This is a genomic window from Peribacillus sp. NPDC097264 (assembly GCF_050277925.1).
Classification (GTDB): Bacteria; Bacillota; Bacilli; order Bacillales; family DSM-1321; genus Peribacillus.
This window is the reverse complement of sequence record NZ_JBNNSR010000014.1, coordinates 33208-49427: the sequence shown is the minus strand read 5'-3', so window position 1 is coordinate 49427 and position 16220 is coordinate 33208. Positions and strand designations below refer to the sequence as shown.

Here is a 16220-nt window from a genome sequence, read left to right as displayed (position 1 = left end):
TTTACGCATAAAAGCAATATAACATTAAAATTAACTCGTATAATCTTGGAAATATGGTCCAAGAGTTTCTACAAACTAACCACTTTAATTAGTTCGGCTACGGGAATATATAAGTACAGAATGTGTAGGTAAACAGCTATATTTTGTTTATCTCCGTTCTTCCTTGCTTATTTTTCCTTTCAAACAAAATGAGGAGGAATAAGATGAAGACCCCACAACAGATTAAATCTCAAATACTAGCAGCAAGGAATGTCATTTTACCGGAGCTAGTTATTAAAAATGTTCAAATAGTAAATGTATTTACGGATGAAATGGAGCGTGCGGACGTTGCCATTCATAATGGTAAGTTCGTAGGTATCGGCCAGTATCATGGTAAAAAAGAAATCGATGGCACTCCATATACAATGGTTCCAGGTTTAATTGATTCACACGTTCACATCGAATCTAGTATGCTTTCTCCTTCCCAATTTCAAAAAGCTGTTTTACCGCGAGGAATTACAACCATTATCACAGATCCTCATGAAATCGCAAATGTCCAAGGGTTAAAAGGAATAGAATGGATGTTGAAGGACAGTGAAAACTGTCTATTGAATTATCGCTATCAACTGCCTTCCTGTGTCCCGGCAACTTCCTTTGAGGACAATGGAGCGACTCTTGTGGCTTCGGATCTTGCGCCTCTTTATCATCATAAGCTTGTGCTTGGCTTGGCGGAAGTGATGGATTTCCCTGCAGTATTATCAGGCCAGGAAGATATACTTGCCAAGCTGTCAGATGCAATGATCAACAATGCTCCGATTGACGGACATGGTGCCAGTTTAAGCGGAAAAGATATTAATGCATATTTGACAGCGGGTATTACAACGGATCATGAATGTGTAAAACCAGAGGAAATGGTGGAACGTGTCAGAAGAGGTATGTATGTGATGCTTCGCGAAGGCTCTGCTGCCCGCAATCTTCATGATTTGTTAGCCGGCTATAGGAAAGAGCTTTCGCATCGTTTAATGTTTTGTACAGACGATAAGCATATCGATAATCTAATGGAAGAGGGAAGCATCGATTATCATGTGCGTGAATGCTTGAAGGCTGGAATCGATATCTATTCTATTATGAGAATGGCTTCTCTTAATGCTGCCCAATGCTATCATTTAAAAGGGAAAGGTGCCATTGCGCCTGGCTATGATGCTGATTTTATTTTATTGAATGGAATAGAAGAATTTGATATACATTCTGTTTGGCTAAACGGCATCCGTTACGAAGAAGAAAAAGAGCAAGCGAAAGAAGAGTCTTTTGAAAATACCGTTATATTGAGAAACTACTCTAAAGAACTTTTACGTCTGCCTTTGACTTCTGAGATAGCTAGGGTTATTGAAATCATTCCTAATTCGATCGTGACGAAAAAAGCGCAATACAAGGTACCGGTTGACAATGGCCTGTTTGTGCCAAGTGAAGAAGAGGATTTCGTGAAAATGGCTGTGGTCGAAAGACATAAAGGTACAGGAAGTGTAGGGGTTGGCATTGTAAAGGGCTTCCGTCTGCAAAAAGGAGCGATTGCTACAACAATTGCTCATGATTCGCATAATATTATCTGCATCGGAAAGAATGATGAAGATATGGATCTTGCCATCAGGGAGCTTGAGAAGATAGGCGGAGGTATCTCTATTGCTTGTGCTGGAAGGACCATCGCTTCATTATCATTGCCTGTGGCAGGATTGATGACAACCAACTCACCTGAAGAATTGAATAATCAATACAGCCAATTGCTGATTGCACTGTCATCACTTGGCATTACGGATGAATTCTCTCCTTTACTGACATTATCCTTTTTGGCCTTGCCAGTTATTCCTTCGTTAAAGCTTACTAATCAAGGATTGTTTGATGTTGATTTATTTACGTTTGTGGATGTAAGTGTATAAGTTAACCAGTGGGGCCTCTCAAAAGTCTTCAATTATTTTTGAGAGGCCCTTCTCGCTTGTTTGTGCTGAAACGTATGAATCCTCCTAGTATATTCGTTCAAAATATCCTTCGAGTGCGGCATGATGTAATCACGTCTTAGGACCCTTGATATGACTGGGTTTTGGAGTAAGATTAGAGTGGAATGCTAACATTTTGGTAACATTGAGGATTAAGAGGCTTCTCATAAATTAACTGAACTTATGGGAAGCTTCTTTTTTTGTTTCTTTCGATTGTAAGGCAAACGGGTAGAAAAGAACCCTTTAATAAATTGCAACTAAAATAGATAAGAATCCATTTTGATCAATCTTTACACAAAATGGATTCTTTTTTATTTATCGTAAAATACCGGTTTGTGATGTATTCTTTATTAAAATTCCAAAAGGTACACTTGTTATTTTCTAAAAAGGTAATAATTGTAACGATTATAGTGTATAGTACATAGTATAAACCATATAGTGTATGTCATATAGTATATAAAATTGAGGTGAGTGAATGAGTAATTTACTGAATACATTAACGACAGAGCTTAGGAGAGGAGCTTTGACATTAGCCGTGTTAAGTCAACTGCGAACACCCCAGTATGGATATTCACTTGTTCAGTTGTTGGAGGAATCGGGAATTTCCATTGATCAGAGTACCTTATATCCATTGCTTCGCCGTTTAGAAAAACAGGAGTTGGTAACCAGCAGCTGGGATAAATCTGAGAGCAGACCCCGTAAGTATTATGTTTTAAGTGAATACGGTCTGGAAATCTATTTGAAGTTAAAGAAAGAATGGATTAAAAACTCGAAAGAACTTTATGGTTTATTAAAAGGGGATGAGGAAGATGAATTTAATTGAGGTTTATATTCATGAAGTCACTCGCAGGGTGCCTGAAAAAGGTCGTGCGGATATTGCCCTCGAGCTACGTTCAACCATTGAGGATATGCTACCTGATAATTACAGCGAGAAAGATATTAAGGAGGTGCTGGGAAAATTAGGGAATCCAGCGACATTAGCGAGTGGTTATCGAGATCAGCCAATGCATCTAATAGGTCCACGATATTTTGATGTATATGTCTCGTTATTAAAAATGATTGTACCAATTGCTGCTGTAATCTCATTAATTGCTATGATTGCCGAATATTTTATTGGTTATAGTGGAGATGAAGCTATTCTAAATGTTGTTCTCAACATTATGGGTGTAGGAATAGGGAGTATCATCGAAGTGGGGATACAGGTCTTTTTCTGGTTAACACTCATTTTCGCCATTATCGAAAGAACAGATAAAGGAAAAGATCAGCAACCATTAACAGCAAGTCTTAAAAAATGGACACCGGATGATTTGAAAAACGTCTCTTTTATTCCTAAGGAAAAAGCTATTAAAAAGTTCGAAGTATTTGGAAGTTTAATGTGGACAGCGATTTGGGCAACCCTTTATTTTTATGCAAATCAACTTGTAGGTGTATATGAATCCGGCGGTGCTGGGCTTGAATTCGTGATTCCGGCATTAAATCAGGATATTTTACTTCGTTATTGGCCATTCGTCCTTGTTATCATTGCACTAGAAATTAGTTTAGCTCTCTATAAATTAATCAAAGGGCAATGGACGAAAAAGATGGTAATCTTTAATACTGTTCTTGAACTTAGCGGAACCGTTGTATGTATTGTCATAGTAAGCAATCCGAATTTAATGAACCAAGAATTTATTTCGTATATGAGTACTTTATTTAACACAACGGCTAATCAATTCGAAACATGGATAGTTGGCGGCTTAATAAGTATATATATTATATCTTCGGCAATAAATGTATTCAGTGGGTATCGCAAGGCTAGAATTCGTTAATTCGTATGTGCTTATTGAAGAGTAGAAGTAGATGCTAATGTTTAATAAAGTAGTATACTGAGGGTTTAATATTCTTCTATCTTCCACAATACCCAGCTAATTAATTTATTCAAGAAAAGGGATTGATTATGGGAGGACTAAGAAATATTATAAGTCATCATATACAAGGTGTAACCCAAAATCCATTTAGCAAGTTGGGATTAAAAGTTTTATATTATAGTAGAAGGTCGCCTATCAGTTTACTGAATTGAAGGGAGGCCTTTTTTTCTATATTGTTGTTGAATAGTAATCAAATTCCATCCTGTATGGAGCGGAGTTGTTGAAAATTAAATTCCTAATTATGCCGATAATTTCTTATTTCTAGGCTTTACGATTAAAGTCTCTTTAATGAATAAAAAGGGGAAAAATGATCTGAGTAGCTTTGATTTCTGTGATAAAGGATATAGGTGGTATTAAAATTAGCAGGCCTTTTTAGGTGTTTATTATAGTTTAAAAGGAAAAAGAAGGGAGGACTAGAATATATTCAATAATAAATATTTTTCAGAATAGGAGAATGGATGTGAAAAAGAAATTTTTAAAGGTTTTAAGTTCAACAGTAGTAGCTGCAGCATTACTTGGCCCGAATGTCGGCTTCGCTGAACGAGGACCAAATCCGACCGGTGGAACGAATCTTTCTATCGAAGCATTCCTTAATTATGATGAGCTTGTAAAAAAGTTAAATAAGCTTGAGCAAGTGAGTAAGGGGAAAGTGAAAGTGGAAGTGGCTGGACAAACAAATCAAGGTCGTTCCATTCACAAAGTGACGGTAGGGCATGGTAAAAAAGTTGTTCTTATCCAAAGTGAAATTCATGGAAATGAAAAAACAGGAACGGTTGCGTTATTAAACATTCTTGAAAACCTAGGTAAAAGTAATTCACCTGATGTGAAAAAAATGCTTGATGAACTAACAATCGTTGCTATACCAATGATGAACGTAGATGGATCAGAGCTTGATCGTCGTGGAAATGAGATGACATGGTCAGAGGTGGTAGGGAAATTCCCACAACTCTCGAATGCTAAACCAACTTGGAATTATTACACGACTCCAAGATCCGGAGACGACTATGCTAGCAAACCGGGATTTGATGTGAATCGTGACTTTAATCCAAACTTAAACTATGTGCCACAGCCTCAAGACTTCCCAGGGGCATCTGAAAAGCCAGGCTGGTTCATTACACCTGAATCACAAACGGTACGTGACATATATAAAGGGTTACAATCGAAATTCGGTAAAGTGGATGTTTTTATCGATCTTCATCACCAAGGGTTCCCGTATATCGAAGGAACGGATGACCGCGTGACGATGTCTATATCGGGAAAATTCGTCAACGATCCTAGCACACCTGCAGGGGCTAAGTATAAAGAGTATGCAGATAACTTTAAATATGATTTCTCCCGTCAGTTAACTCTTACTGCCTATAATGCATTACAAACAAAAGGAAATTCTGTGTTTACGAATATTTCACTGTACGATCAAACCGTTGATCTGCCAGGTACTGCTTTAGGAGCGTTTGCGTTAAATGGAAGTGGTACGGTTCTATTTGAAGTGAGTGGACAAACACAAAACTTTGGGCAAAAACAGAAAGGTCAGTTAGTGAAAACGGTTGAAACAGGCCTTATGGGAATAATCTCTGGTGTGACAGATGGATCGGTTCATACTCTTAATCCAACAGACTATGAAAAAATCCCTAAAAGTTCGTCTAAACCGGGAATCTAATTATATGGAAGACGGCCCTATCGTTCAGGAACAAGTAGTTCCGTCATAAGCAATCCGTTTAAGAAGTGAGAGGCAGAAATGTTGTTATAACGACATTTCTGCCTCTTTATTTTTTCTTCGGTCCAGTTTAGACACCATATTTACTCTAGAGCCAGCGTTTAGCCGACCCTGACTGAATGGAAGAAGTCATTCTACCTTGAATAAAATAAGCCCCCATTTTGCAAAATAAAAATATGCATACATATAGGAGGGGACAATCATGAGGGTATGTACTCGAACAGCCACTATAGGTTTTCTTACACTGATACTCTGCATGTTTAGTATTCAGGCACATGCAGAGGTAGGTTTAGAGGAAAAAGCGTATTATGATAATTATCAACGGATCCTGCAAGTCATGAAAAAAGGAATGGAGGAAGCACCTAAGACAGGTGACCCTAGTCTTGATTTTTTATATGAAATGATTCCCCATCACGAAGCGGCGATATCGATGGCTGAAAATGTCTTGAAATATGGCCATGATGAACAGGTCAAGCTGATAGCTTCAAAAATTATAAGAGACCAGCTTGCCGGTATAGGAAAGATGGAAGCTCTTAGAAATAAAATGAAAATGAATCCGCAAGTAAACCAGAAGGCAGAAGCATCCTACTTAAAAGCTTATCAAACAATCTATAAAACGATGATTGCCTCAATGGAAGATGCCAAACCAACGGGTAATATCGATCAAGATTTCCTGGAGGAAATGATTCCGCATCATGAAGGTGCCATCAAAATGTCCCAAAATATCTTGAAATATACGCAAAATGCCGAACTCAAAACCCTTCTCCAAAACATTATCACGACTCAACAAAAACAACTTTTAGTAATGAAAGATCTATTAAAGACGATTCACTAAAAGTACAAGAAGCTGACCTTTTTTGGTCAGCTTCTCTTTATGCTTCATCACCGGTCCATATGGTAAATGGAAGGGGATAAGATGAAATTGGAAAACATTTTTGTATGTTTTTAAAACTTAAAGAACTAATAGATAAGGAGATTCGATATATTTAATTAAAATCGTTAAGAATTCTGCGGCGCTTGCACCGTCTAGAATTTGATGGTCAAAGGTTATACTGAATGGAATTTTCTTAACCGATTTGACTGTGCCATTTTCTGTTAGGGTCAGTTCATCCTGAAAAGCTCCTACCCCTAGAATGCCTGTTTCTGGCGAATTCAAAATTGGTGTAAAGTATTCGATTCCACTGGCTCCTAAGTTGGTAATGGTGAATGTAGAGCCGGAAAGCAAGTCTCCGCCCGCTTCTCCATTTTTAGCTTTCTCCGATAAATCCTTTATTTCTTTCGCTAGGCTGCCGATTGTTTTTTGATGGGCATCCTTAATAACAGGGACTAACAAGCCATCTTTTAGCGAAGTGGCGATTCCAAGGTGAACCTCATCGAACTCTGTCAATTGACCATCATGATAGAGAGAGTTCATTTTCTTCAACTCTTGTAAAGCAAGTACGGTTGCTCTTGCAATTAACACGGTTAAAGTGAGTTTGACATCTAATTCACTTGACTCAATTTCTTTCCTCAACACTTTCTGGAAATCGATTAAGTGATCTGCATTGGCTTTACGATGTAAAGTCAATTGTGCCGTCTGTGCCAAACTTCTCCGCATATTCCGAGCAATTGCTTTTCGCATTGGAGGAAGTCCTTCTCCTACATTTTCCGCAATTGCCGGTGTAGGTGAAGGTGGGGCAGGGGGAGTATCGTCCACTCTGCTTGCTAATGCATGCTGAATATCCCGTTTGGTAATTCTACCATTGCCACCGGTACCTTTAATTAAATCAATATCCAAATCTTCAGCCTTGGCCATCTTTTTAGCTAGTGGAGTAATGAAAGTCCGGTCACCTTTACTTTTCTTTTCTTTGGTATTCGCTATATCGGCTGTATTCCCACTAGCCTCCGAACTTTCAGGGATAGCAGGGGAATCCGATTGAACGGCCTGTAAATCATTCGTTACAATTGTTTCTCCCTCGTCTCCGATCACGGCGATCGTGGCACCGACTTCCAGTTCATCTTCTACTTCACCATTCTTTGTTAACAAAACGCCCGTTATCGGGGCTTCAACGTCTTGGTTTAATTTTTCCGAACTGATCATTAAAATGGGTTCGCCTTTATTAACGGAGTCTCCCACTTCTTTATACCATTCCACAATTGTACCTTCTGTCATGGTCATTCCTAATTTAGGCATTACGATTGCTTCACTCATAGTAGGTTCACCTCCTAGTTCGTTACGTATTTTTTCAAATCAGCTATTAATTCTTCGGCAACTGTTAACACTTTTTTTGCATCTGGAATGTAGGCTTTCTCTAGGTTAGAAGCAAATGGAACTGGTGTATTTGGTGCACAAACGGTTTTGATTGGGCCATCAAGATAATCGAAAGCTTTATCTGCAACTACCGAGGCAATATCCGTAGCCGTGTTGTTATGTGGATTGGATTCATCAATGACAATGAGCCGTCCCGTTTTTTTGACAGACTTCAAAACGGTCTCCTGATCCCATGGTGCCACCGTTCTTAAATCAATTACTTCAACTGAGATTCTGTCTTTATTTAATGTTTCTGCAACTTCAAGAGCTACCTGAACCATTTTGCCGATGGCTACAATGGTAAGGTCCGTTCCTTCTCTAGTCACATTCGCTTTACCAATTTCAATCGTGTAGTATTCTTCAGGCACATCGCCTTTCATGCCATATAGCAATTTATCTTCTGAGAAAATGACTAAATTATCTTCTTCAATTGCTGCTAACATCAAACCCTTGGCATCATAGGGATTGGAAGGAACGACCACTTTAACGCCTGGAATAGAACCGAACATTCCATATAATGTTTGGGAGTGTTGAGCCGCAGCACCTGCTCCCGCGCCGTGTACGGTCCGGACAGTAAGCGGGATTTTTGCCTTTCCGCCAAACATATACCGCATCTTGGCACCCTGGTTTAGAATGGGATCCAAAGCAAACCCGATAAAGTCGTTAAACATCAATTCAGAAATAGGGCGCAAACCTGTAGCGGCAGCACCGACCGCTGCACTAAAATAACCATGTTCCGCAATAGGCGTGTCAATGATACGTCCACGGCCGAACTCTGAAACCAGTCCTTTAGATAAACCGAAAACACCGCCAAATGCATCATCATGACGACCATCATCTTGAACTAAGTGGTCTACTTTAGCACCCCCGGCAACGTCAGTACCGATTAATATAACCGTTTCATCTTTTCGCATCGCTTGTGCCATCGCTTCTGTAATAGCGGACATAAAAGTAATTTGTCTATTCGTCATTATAATTCCTCCTATTCTTATGCAAATATATCCGTATATAGAGTGGATTCATCCGGTAATGGACTCGCTTCCGCAAAAGCAGCTGCCTCTTTGATTGTTTTTTCTGCCGCTGCTTCAATGGAATCCGCTTCTTCTGCAGTCATCCAACCATTTTTAATCGCTTTTTCACGGAATTCAGGAATGGGATCACGGTCTTTATTGGGATCTTCATCCGTCTTGTATTTTTGTTCGTCCCCTTCAAAGTGACCATATTGCCGGTATGTGTCGCATTCAATTAATGTAGGACCTTTACCGGATTTGGCCCGTTCAATCGCTTCTTTTGTTGCGTTGTATACGGCTTCGACATCCATGCCATCCACACGTACACCGGGCATATTATAAGCTGGAGCCCTTTCGACCACTGTTTTAGAGGCACTTGCATATCGGAAAGGTGTGCCTTCGCCGAATTGGTTATTTTCACACACAAAGATAACAGGTAGATCTAAGATGGAAGCAAGATTTAGCCCTTCGTGGAACGTACCCTCATTTGAAGCACCATCGCCGAAGAAGCAAACAGCTACATTGTCCCGACCTAACGTTTTAATGCTAAGAGCTGCACCTGCAGCTAGTCCAAACCCACCACCAACAATCCCGTTGGCGCCTAGCATTCCTTTATCAACGTCGGCAACATGCATGGAGCCGCCTTTTCCTCCACCCAGGCCATCTTTTTTTCCCATGATTTCAGCCATCATGCCATTGATATCGCAACCTTTTGCAATGGCATGTCCATGTCCACGGTGAGTACTTGTAATATAATCCTCGTCATCCAATAAACTCATCACTCCGGTTGCAACGGCTTCTTCACCCGCGTATAAATGGACAAATCCTGGTATTAAACCTTTTCCAAAGGTGCGGTGTACATCATCTTCAAAAAATCTAATTTCATTCATCTTTTGATAAATCCAAAGTGCTTCATTCTTTTCCATTCGTAATTCCTCCTTGTTTGGTGTTTACATATGAATCGCTTGTTTGAATAATGCATTTGCGCTTTCTCCAATTGCTTCAGCCACTGCAGGATGTGCATGTATAAGGCTTGCAAGCTCATTCATCGTTCCTTCTGAGTGTTTCACAGCCAAAATTTCCCCGATTAACTCGGTTGCGTGGGCACCGACAATAACCGCCCCCAAAATTTCCTGATATGTACGATCGGAGATGATTTTAACAAAACCTTCTGTTTCTCCCATGGCAATGGCTTTTCCATTTCCAGAAAGGGGAGAGGTGGTGACGCTTACATCATAATTGTCATTCTTGGCTTGCTCTTCACTTAGCCCAAATGAAGCAATTTCGGGATGAGTATATACGCATCTAGGGATTTCAGTCTGATCTATGGGTTGGGGAGCTTCGCCATTCATTGCATGTACTGCAACTAGACCTTCTGCACTTGCCGCATGAGCCAACTGATAGCCTCCGATTAAATCTCCTACTGCATAAACATGTTTCTTACTAGTTTCATAGTATTCATTGACAGCCACAAACTTGTTGGTATCATCCATTTTTATTTTTAGGTCTTGTACCAACTCAATATTAGGGGTTCTACCGGTTGCGACTAGCAGGGTATCATAGGAGATTTCTTGGTCTGCTAATATAACCTGATCTTTTTTCACTTCCCGGATATCGGCCTTAACGATGGTTTGGATGTTTTTCCTTTTCAATTCCTTTTTGATGATTTTTCGTGCGTCCACATCTTCGGTCAATAGAATGTCAGGAGCAACTTCGACAATTGTCACTTTCGTTCCCAATGGCGCCATGGCAAAAGCCAGTTCTACCGAAATGACTCCACCACCAATGATCACCATGGCTTTCGGCAATTCCTTCAGGTCAAAAAATGAATCGGTAGTAAGGTAATCCACTTGATCCAGCCCTTTGATTGGAGGGATGAAGGGCTTGCTTCCGGTTGCCAATAAAATATCTTGGCCTTTTATTTTGTCATCACCGATTGAAACGATTAAGTTCTCCGTTATGGATGCGTCTCCTTGAAATAAAGTGATTTTATTTGTCTTTAACAAATGTTCCACACCACTCGTCAATGATTGCACTACTTGATCTTTACGCTTCATCAGTTTTGAGAAATTAATGGATAATTCACCCGTTTCAATTCCCCAGCTGTTTGCCTTTTTTATTTCTTCAATCATTTCTCCATGCTTTAAAAGTGTCTTGGAAGGGATACAGCCAACATTAAGACAGGCCCCGCCAATTTTCTTTTTTTCGATGATGGCGACTTTTTTTCCTAACTGTGCAGCCCGAATGGCAGAAACATATCCTCCAGGACCTGCGCCAATTATAATCACGTCAAATTCCTTCATCTTTACATCACCTGGCTTTCATCTTGAAGTGGAATTTTTCCTACACTAATACATTATGCAAGTGGCGTGCCAATATAGAGCAGGGGGGTGGAATTTCGTTCATCTCCATGAATATCAATGGTTATCACCCATTATTTTGATCATCATCTCCTATATAGAACTGTTCCAATGAAACAAGTAAATGTATCAATGTCTCACAGAAAAAGCCCAAACTGTATCACTCTATCAGTGAGTGGATAAGTTTGGGCTTTTATCGTTGCATGTTATTTAATTATCCAAGCCAATCTTCTGGTTTCAGTTGATACTGCTTGATTTTTCGATAGATGGTAGAGCGGGAAATGCAAAGGGTCTTTGCAACGTTGGTAATGTTTCCGTTTTCTCTGATCATGGCTTCAATAAGCGCTTCTTTCTCGTTTTCCCCTATATTTTTAACCAATTCAGGAGGAAGGTCGAATGGGAATACTATATTTCCTTCCGTATTGAATAGGGCTTGCTGGATAACATTTTTTAATTCTCTTATGTTTCCTGGCCATGTGTATTGTGTCAGGCAGTCCATGGTATCTGGGTGTATCCGGATGTCTTGTTTCCCGAATTGACCACCCATGGTCTCCATGAATTGGGTGACTAACTCAGGAACATCGTCGATTCTTTCCCGCAAAGAAGGAATTCTCATTTGGATTACGCAAAGTCGATAATATAAATCCTCGCGGAACTCTCCTTTTTTGACCGCTTCCGCTAAATTTTTATGAGTAGCAGCGATGACACGAACATCGAGAGGTATTGGTTTATCTCCGCCAATTCTTGTGACGACTCTCTCTTCGAGTATTCGAAGTAAATGAACTTGTAAATCAAGCGGCATATCTCCAATTTCATCAAGAAAGATTGTGCCTTTTTGGGCCAGCTCGAACTTCCCGGGATTGCCTTTCGCCTTAGCTCCGGTAAAGGCCCCAGATTCATAACCGAATAGTTCACTTTCAAATAATCCATGAGGGATGGCACCACAGTTTATCGCTACGAAAGGCTGATCACGGCGGTTGCTTGCCTGATGGATTGCCTGCGCGAAAACTTCTTTTCCCGTCCCGGTTTCTCCTGTTAGGAAAAGTGTGGCATCGATTAACGATGCCTTTCGCGCCTTTTTCACGACATCTACAAAATCGTTGGAGGAACCGACCATATCATCAAAGTTATAGCGTGTAGATTTAGTATGTAAGGAACGGCCTGATGAAGGCGTATGTCCGATGGAAGATGGATAGGCTGAATTCTCTCTTAGAAATATGACTGCACCTAGCCGTTCGTCTTGGAAAGTAACGGGATAGATGGAGCAAATGAATTTTTGCTTGTTTTCATCATGACTTACTTTTTCTTCTCTTATTCTCAGTCCGTAGAGTAAGACAGAATCAACAAGTCTATCTAATTCAGGGAGATGCTTGATTGATTGAACATCTTTTAGGATGGAATGCGATTTGGCCACTCTATTTTTTTCTATAATGCTTTTTCCAGTATTCACTACAAATACGGCATCTTCCACACCTTCTAGTGCTGTATTCAAAAATAAATTATTACGCAGAATATACTCATGATATTGCCGATCAATAGATTTCGATATATTGTTCACTTCTGAAATGACGAGCCCAATCGTGTGTTGGTGCACTTGATTAGAGCAACCTGCAATATTGATGATTCCTATTAGCTCGTTTGTAAAAGGATCCAAAATGGGGGAGGCGACACAATACCAATCATGATTTTTTTCACAGAAGTGTTCAGAAAACAAAACTCGAGAAGGTTGTTTCGTCTTCAACACCATTCCTACCGCGTTTGTTCCTGCAGATGTTTCACTCCATGTGCCCCCCGTGAAAATACTTATCCGCTCAGCATTTTCCAATACACCCTTTTCACCGGAGGAGTGCAGAATAGTACCATGTTTATCCGTAATGGAAAGCATTGTTTTAGAGTCATGTAGGATATCTGACAAACTGTTTATTTTCGGGGTAGCGAATGAAAGCAATTGCTGGTTTTTATCGAGCCGAGTCTTCAAAGTGTTTGGGCTAATGATCTCATTAATTTTATTCTGGAATGGGCTGATGCCTAGTTTCTTGGAATTTTCCCATGAATCGAAAATCTCAGCCCGGATGCTTTTATCAGGATACTGTCCTTTTTCTTGGTAAAGGTTCCAAGCGCTTTTCGTGGAAAGGTTGTATTCTTGGGATTCAACAATAGCTCTTCTAAGTGTCTGATTCATTGAATGTCCTCCATCATATTGTTACTTAGGTGTATCTCGTTAATTTAAAACAACTTATTCCAGCCATTTAAATTAACGATAGCTAGAAGATATTATTAAAAAGGACCAAGCTAAAGCGGGTTTTAATTTATAGAAGATGAAGTATTGGTATTGAATGAAGAAGATTAGCATTTAGCTCTTTTGGTCCATCATCACTTAGCGAAGTGATCCATAACGAAGAAGGCAAGCCATTACATATAAATAAAACAGGAAGGAATGCTAAAGATCATGTTGCTGGATAGTCGTTAGACTATCCAGTTCATCTATCCGAACATTCTTTAACGGATTTTCATCTCATTTAGCTTGTACTAATATTTTTATTTGATTTCTTTCTTTTAATAGACCTTCGAAGCCATCTTCGATTACATTATCAAGCGTGATACGCTTAGTTACTAGTTTGTCGGCCGGGAAGTATCCTTGTGCCATTAAGCTTATGACAGCTGGAAATACATCACGATAGCCAATGATACCCGTTACTGTACGTTCTTTCAGAACGATATTTTGAGGATGAATGGGGGCCTCTTTTTCAAAAATACTTACAATCATCGTCTCACCATTGAATGTAGTGGAGTTGATGGCTTGTGTTAAGACTGGTGGGATTCCTGTGACTTCATAAGAAACATCCACTCCACCATTTGAAAGGTTTTGAATTTGTTCTACAACATCTCCGTTATTTGGGTCAATTGCGATGGCTCCAAGTTCTTCTGCTTTCTGTCTACGTTGTTCCGATAACTCAACCGCATAGATTTCCGCCGCTCCGGCTGCTTTAAGGGCTTCAATAACCAATAAACCGATTGGGCCAGTTCCAAAGACGGCAGCTTTATCGCCAACTTGTAGTTTGCTTTGTTTTACAGCATGAAGAGCCACAGCTGAGGGCTCGACAAGTGCTCCTTGCTCATATGAAACAGTTTCAGGAAGTTTATGTAACATATGTTCTGGAACAGAAGTGTATTCGGAAAATCCGCCTCCGCCTCCAGCAAGTCCGTAGAACCCCATTTTGTTGCAAAGGTTGTATTTCCCTTGTTTGCATGCATCACATTCACCGCATGAATAGATGGGTTCCACAACAACGCGATCCCCGGCCTTTACTTTAGTGACGCCTTCACCAATTTCAATGACTTTTCCAGAGAACTCATGCCCCATAACAATCGGAGCTTTATCCCCGCTTAAAGGATGTGGTTCTTCCGCTGGGATGAATATGGGTCCTGCCGTATACTCATGCAAGTCACTCCCACAAATTCCACACCACTCGACTTTAAGTTTAACTTCGCCTTTTTTTGCATGTGGCTCTTCGATATTGTCTAATCTTAAATCTTTAGTATTATGCCATCTGAGCGCTTTCATATTGACACTTCCTTTTGTAGTATGGATTTTATTACCACTGAATCTCAAAATCAGTATACTATTATCGTAATTTTCTTTCAATTTTCAGTAGAGTCTAGTAAACGAGAAGTTTTGGATGATAGGGTAGTAGTCTTAAGCACTTCGAAAGTGATCTTACGAGAGTTATTGAACGGGTTCAATCAAATTGCTGGATAGGGGTATGTTGAGAAAAAATATGGGAGAGGCGTTTTCGAATGAGATGCATGGAGAGGGGAGAGGCTTTTGAGGCCTTTCCCTTTTTCACTGAGACATTGCGGTCCTTATTTATTCCGTAACCGATAACGTAACGGAGCCGATTCCTTCAAATTGACCAGTATACATCCCGATTTCTAGTGTTTTTGGTAGGATGAATGTGCCAGATGATACGAACATGCCTGGTTCGAGTGTTAAATTATGTTGCCCGAGTTTTTCAAGTAGCCACATGATGGCCTTGAGCGGATGCCCCATTACAACCGAAGATGTACCTTCATCAATGGTTTGTCCATTGAAGAGCAACTTGCCATTGATATTGTCTATATCAGTGTAGGTGTAGTCTTTTGCTTCCCCGATGGTTACTTTTCCGCCAACTGCCCCATCTGCGCAAACCTGTTCTTTTGGCATTTTAGGAAACCAATCCTCAAAGCGGGAATCAGGAACTTCTAATCCTGGAGCAATTTGTGTTTTGTTGATTATTTCTTCTTCAGTAGAAGCGGCAGTCAAGGGCTCTTTGACAATAAAGACTAACTCCAGTTCGATCAGCGGACTTAGCATTTGCTTACTTAAAGAGATCTTATTGGTTATTTGTTTATCGGTTAACTGTCCATACAACGGTTCCTTGGCGTTAAACAAGGCTTGTGTTTCGGGACTAGTCATACTGATTTTATACCCTTTCAGGCATTCATCATTTGCTCTTTTTGCGGCAGTGAAAGCATGTTGAATTCGATAGGCTTCTTCCAAACTGATATGTGATGAAAAAACGTCCTTTTTCAATGCCTTTACGTGTATGTAGGAGTCAGACAATTTGTTCAAAAAGACTTCCTTAATCATTCTATCTCATCCCTTCTAATTGAATATTAATACTATTCTAACATTTTTTAAAAGGAAGAGTTTATTCTTTCTGCCAGAAAACCAGTGAAATAGAAATCATGGAATGCCTTAAACGTTTTTGTTTGAAAAACCTGGTTAGATGGGTTGTAGAATCCATCTAATTGCCTACTAATTTTATCCAAATCAACCCGTAGGATTTACCCAAAAATGTGAAACAATTTCATTTTTTTAAAAAAACTTTTTACGTCTTCGGTACGGAACCAATTACGCGGTTTTTCGGTAAGGGCTTACACCGTTGGTACGTCAAAGTTAACCGAGGGTAATCGAAGCAAATTATCC

The 16220-nt window shown here is 39.8% G+C and carries 12 protein-coding genes and 1 riboswitch; of the genes, 5 read left to right on the top strand and 7 right to left on the bottom strand.

Annotation, left to right across the window (positions count from 1 at the left end):
- Positions 1–15 precede the first annotated feature (15 nt).
- A riboswitch (purine riboswitch) is annotated at positions 16–120 on the top strand.
- Positions 121–203: 83 nt separating this feature from the next.
- From ade to ACQKL0_RS18350, 5 genes are all read left to right on the top strand, one after another.
- Positions 204–1913, top strand: a complete 1710-nt coding sequence (gene ade / locus ACQKL0_RS18370; RefSeq protein WP_427689030.1) for an adenine deaminase — start codon at positions 204–206, stop codon at positions 1911–1913.
- Positions 1914–2445: 532 nt separating this feature from the next.
- Positions 2446–2793: a PadR family transcriptional regulator gene (locus tag ACQKL0_RS18365; protein WP_427689028.1), complete on the top strand. Its 348-nt coding sequence runs from the start codon at positions 2446–2448 to the stop codon at positions 2791–2793.
- Positions 2780–3778: an HAAS signaling domain-containing protein gene (locus ACQKL0_RS18360; protein WP_427689026.1), complete on the top strand. Its 999-nt coding sequence runs from the start codon at positions 2780–2782 to the stop codon at positions 3776–3778. Before ACQKL0_RS18365 ends, ACQKL0_RS18360 begins: the two co-directional genes overlap by 14 nt.
- A gap of 559 nt (positions 3779–4337) precedes the next feature.
- Entirely contained in the window at positions 4338–5534 is a 1197-nt protein-coding gene (locus tag ACQKL0_RS18355) for a M14 family zinc carboxypeptidase (RefSeq protein ID WP_427689024.1), read from the top strand.
- 259 nt (positions 5535–5793) lie between these two features.
- Positions 5794–6426: a DUF305 domain-containing protein gene (locus ACQKL0_RS18350; RefSeq protein WP_427689022.1), complete on the top strand. Its 633-nt coding sequence runs from the start codon at positions 5794–5796 to the stop codon at positions 6424–6426.
- A 117-nt stretch (positions 6427–6543) separates the two neighbouring features.
- On the opposite strand, the gene ACQKL0_RS18345 is transcribed toward ACQKL0_RS18350, so the two are convergent.
- The 7 genes from ACQKL0_RS18345 to ACQKL0_RS18315 form a co-directional block, all read right to left on the bottom strand.
- Positions 6544–7782: a dihydrolipoamide acetyltransferase family protein gene (locus ACQKL0_RS18345; RefSeq protein ID WP_427689020.1), complete on the bottom strand. Its 1239-nt coding sequence runs from the start codon at positions 7780–7782 to the stop codon at positions 6544–6546.
- A gap of 14 nt (positions 7783–7796) precedes the next feature.
- Complete coding sequence (locus ACQKL0_RS18340) at positions 7797–8852, bottom strand: alpha-ketoacid dehydrogenase subunit beta (protein WP_402875503.1); 1056 nt, start codon at positions 8850–8852, stop codon at positions 7797–7799.
- 17 nt (positions 8853–8869) lie between these two features.
- Positions 8870–9817 (bottom strand): thiamine pyrophosphate-dependent dehydrogenase E1 component subunit alpha, encoded by a 948-nt coding sequence (locus tag ACQKL0_RS18335; RefSeq protein ID WP_402875505.1) that lies wholly within the window; start codon positions 9815–9817, stop codon positions 8870–8872.
- 24 nt (positions 9818–9841) lie between these two features.
- A complete protein-coding gene (gene lpdA / locus ACQKL0_RS18330; RefSeq protein ID WP_427689018.1) occupies positions 9842–11194 on the bottom strand; it encodes a dihydrolipoyl dehydrogenase in 1353 nt (450 codons plus the stop codon).
- Between the two features lie 271 nt (positions 11195–11465).
- Positions 11466–13433, bottom strand: a complete 1968-nt coding sequence (locus ACQKL0_RS18325) for a sigma-54-dependent Fis family transcriptional regulator (RefSeq protein WP_427689016.1) — start codon at positions 13431–13433, stop codon at positions 11466–11468.
- A gap of 333 nt (positions 13434–13766) precedes the next feature.
- Entirely contained in the window at positions 13767–14816 is a 1050-nt protein-coding gene (locus ACQKL0_RS18320; protein WP_402991610.1) for a 2,3-butanediol dehydrogenase, read from the bottom strand.
- 303 nt (positions 14817–15119) lie between these two features.
- Positions 15120–15881, bottom strand: coding sequence for a 2-keto-4-pentenoate hydratase (locus ACQKL0_RS18315; RefSeq protein WP_402959466.1), 762 nt, complete (start codon positions 15879–15881; stop codon positions 15120–15122).
- Positions 15882–16220 lie beyond the last annotated feature (339 nt).

Bases quoted from the DNA above. Each gene is read 5' to 3' on its own strand.
- ACQKL0_RS18360 (WP_427689026.1), top strand. From the start codon at position 2,780: ATGAATTTAATTGAGGTTTATATTCATGAAGTCACTCGCAGGGTGCCT.
- ACQKL0_RS18340 (WP_402875503.1), bottom strand. From the start codon at position 8,852: ATGACGAATAGACAAATTACTTTTATGTCCGCTATTACAGAAGCGATG.
- ACQKL0_RS18325 (WP_427689016.1), bottom strand. From the start codon at position 13,433: ATGAATCAGACACTTAGAAGAGCTATTGTTGAATCCCAAGAATACAAC.
- ACQKL0_RS18345 (WP_427689020.1), bottom strand. From the start codon at position 7,782: ATGAGTGAAGCAATCGTAATGCCTAAATTAGGAATGACCATGACAGAA.
- ACQKL0_RS18335 (WP_402875505.1), bottom strand. From the start codon at position 9,817: ATGGAAAAGAATGAAGCACTTTGGATTTATCAAAAGATGAATGAAATT.
- ade (WP_427689030.1), top strand. From the start codon at position 204: ATGAAGACCCCACAACAGATTAAATCTCAAATACTAGCAGCAAGGAAT.
- ACQKL0_RS18320 (WP_402991610.1), bottom strand. From the start codon at position 14,816: ATGAAAGCGCTCAGATGGCATAATACTAAAGATTTAAGATTAGACAAT.
- ACQKL0_RS18315 (WP_402959466.1), bottom strand. From the start codon at position 15,881: ATGATTAAGGAAGTCTTTTTGAACAAATTGTCTGACTCCTACATACAC.
- ACQKL0_RS18350 (WP_427689022.1), top strand. From the start codon at position 5,794: ATGAGGGTATGTACTCGAACAGCCACTATAGGTTTTCTTACACTGATA.
- lpdA (WP_427689018.1), bottom strand. From the start codon at position 11,194: ATGAAGGAATTTGACGTGATTATAATTGGCGCAGGTCCTGGAGGATAT.
- ACQKL0_RS18365 (WP_427689028.1), top strand. From the start codon at position 2,446: ATGAGTAATTTACTGAATACATTAACGACAGAGCTTAGGAGAGGAGCT.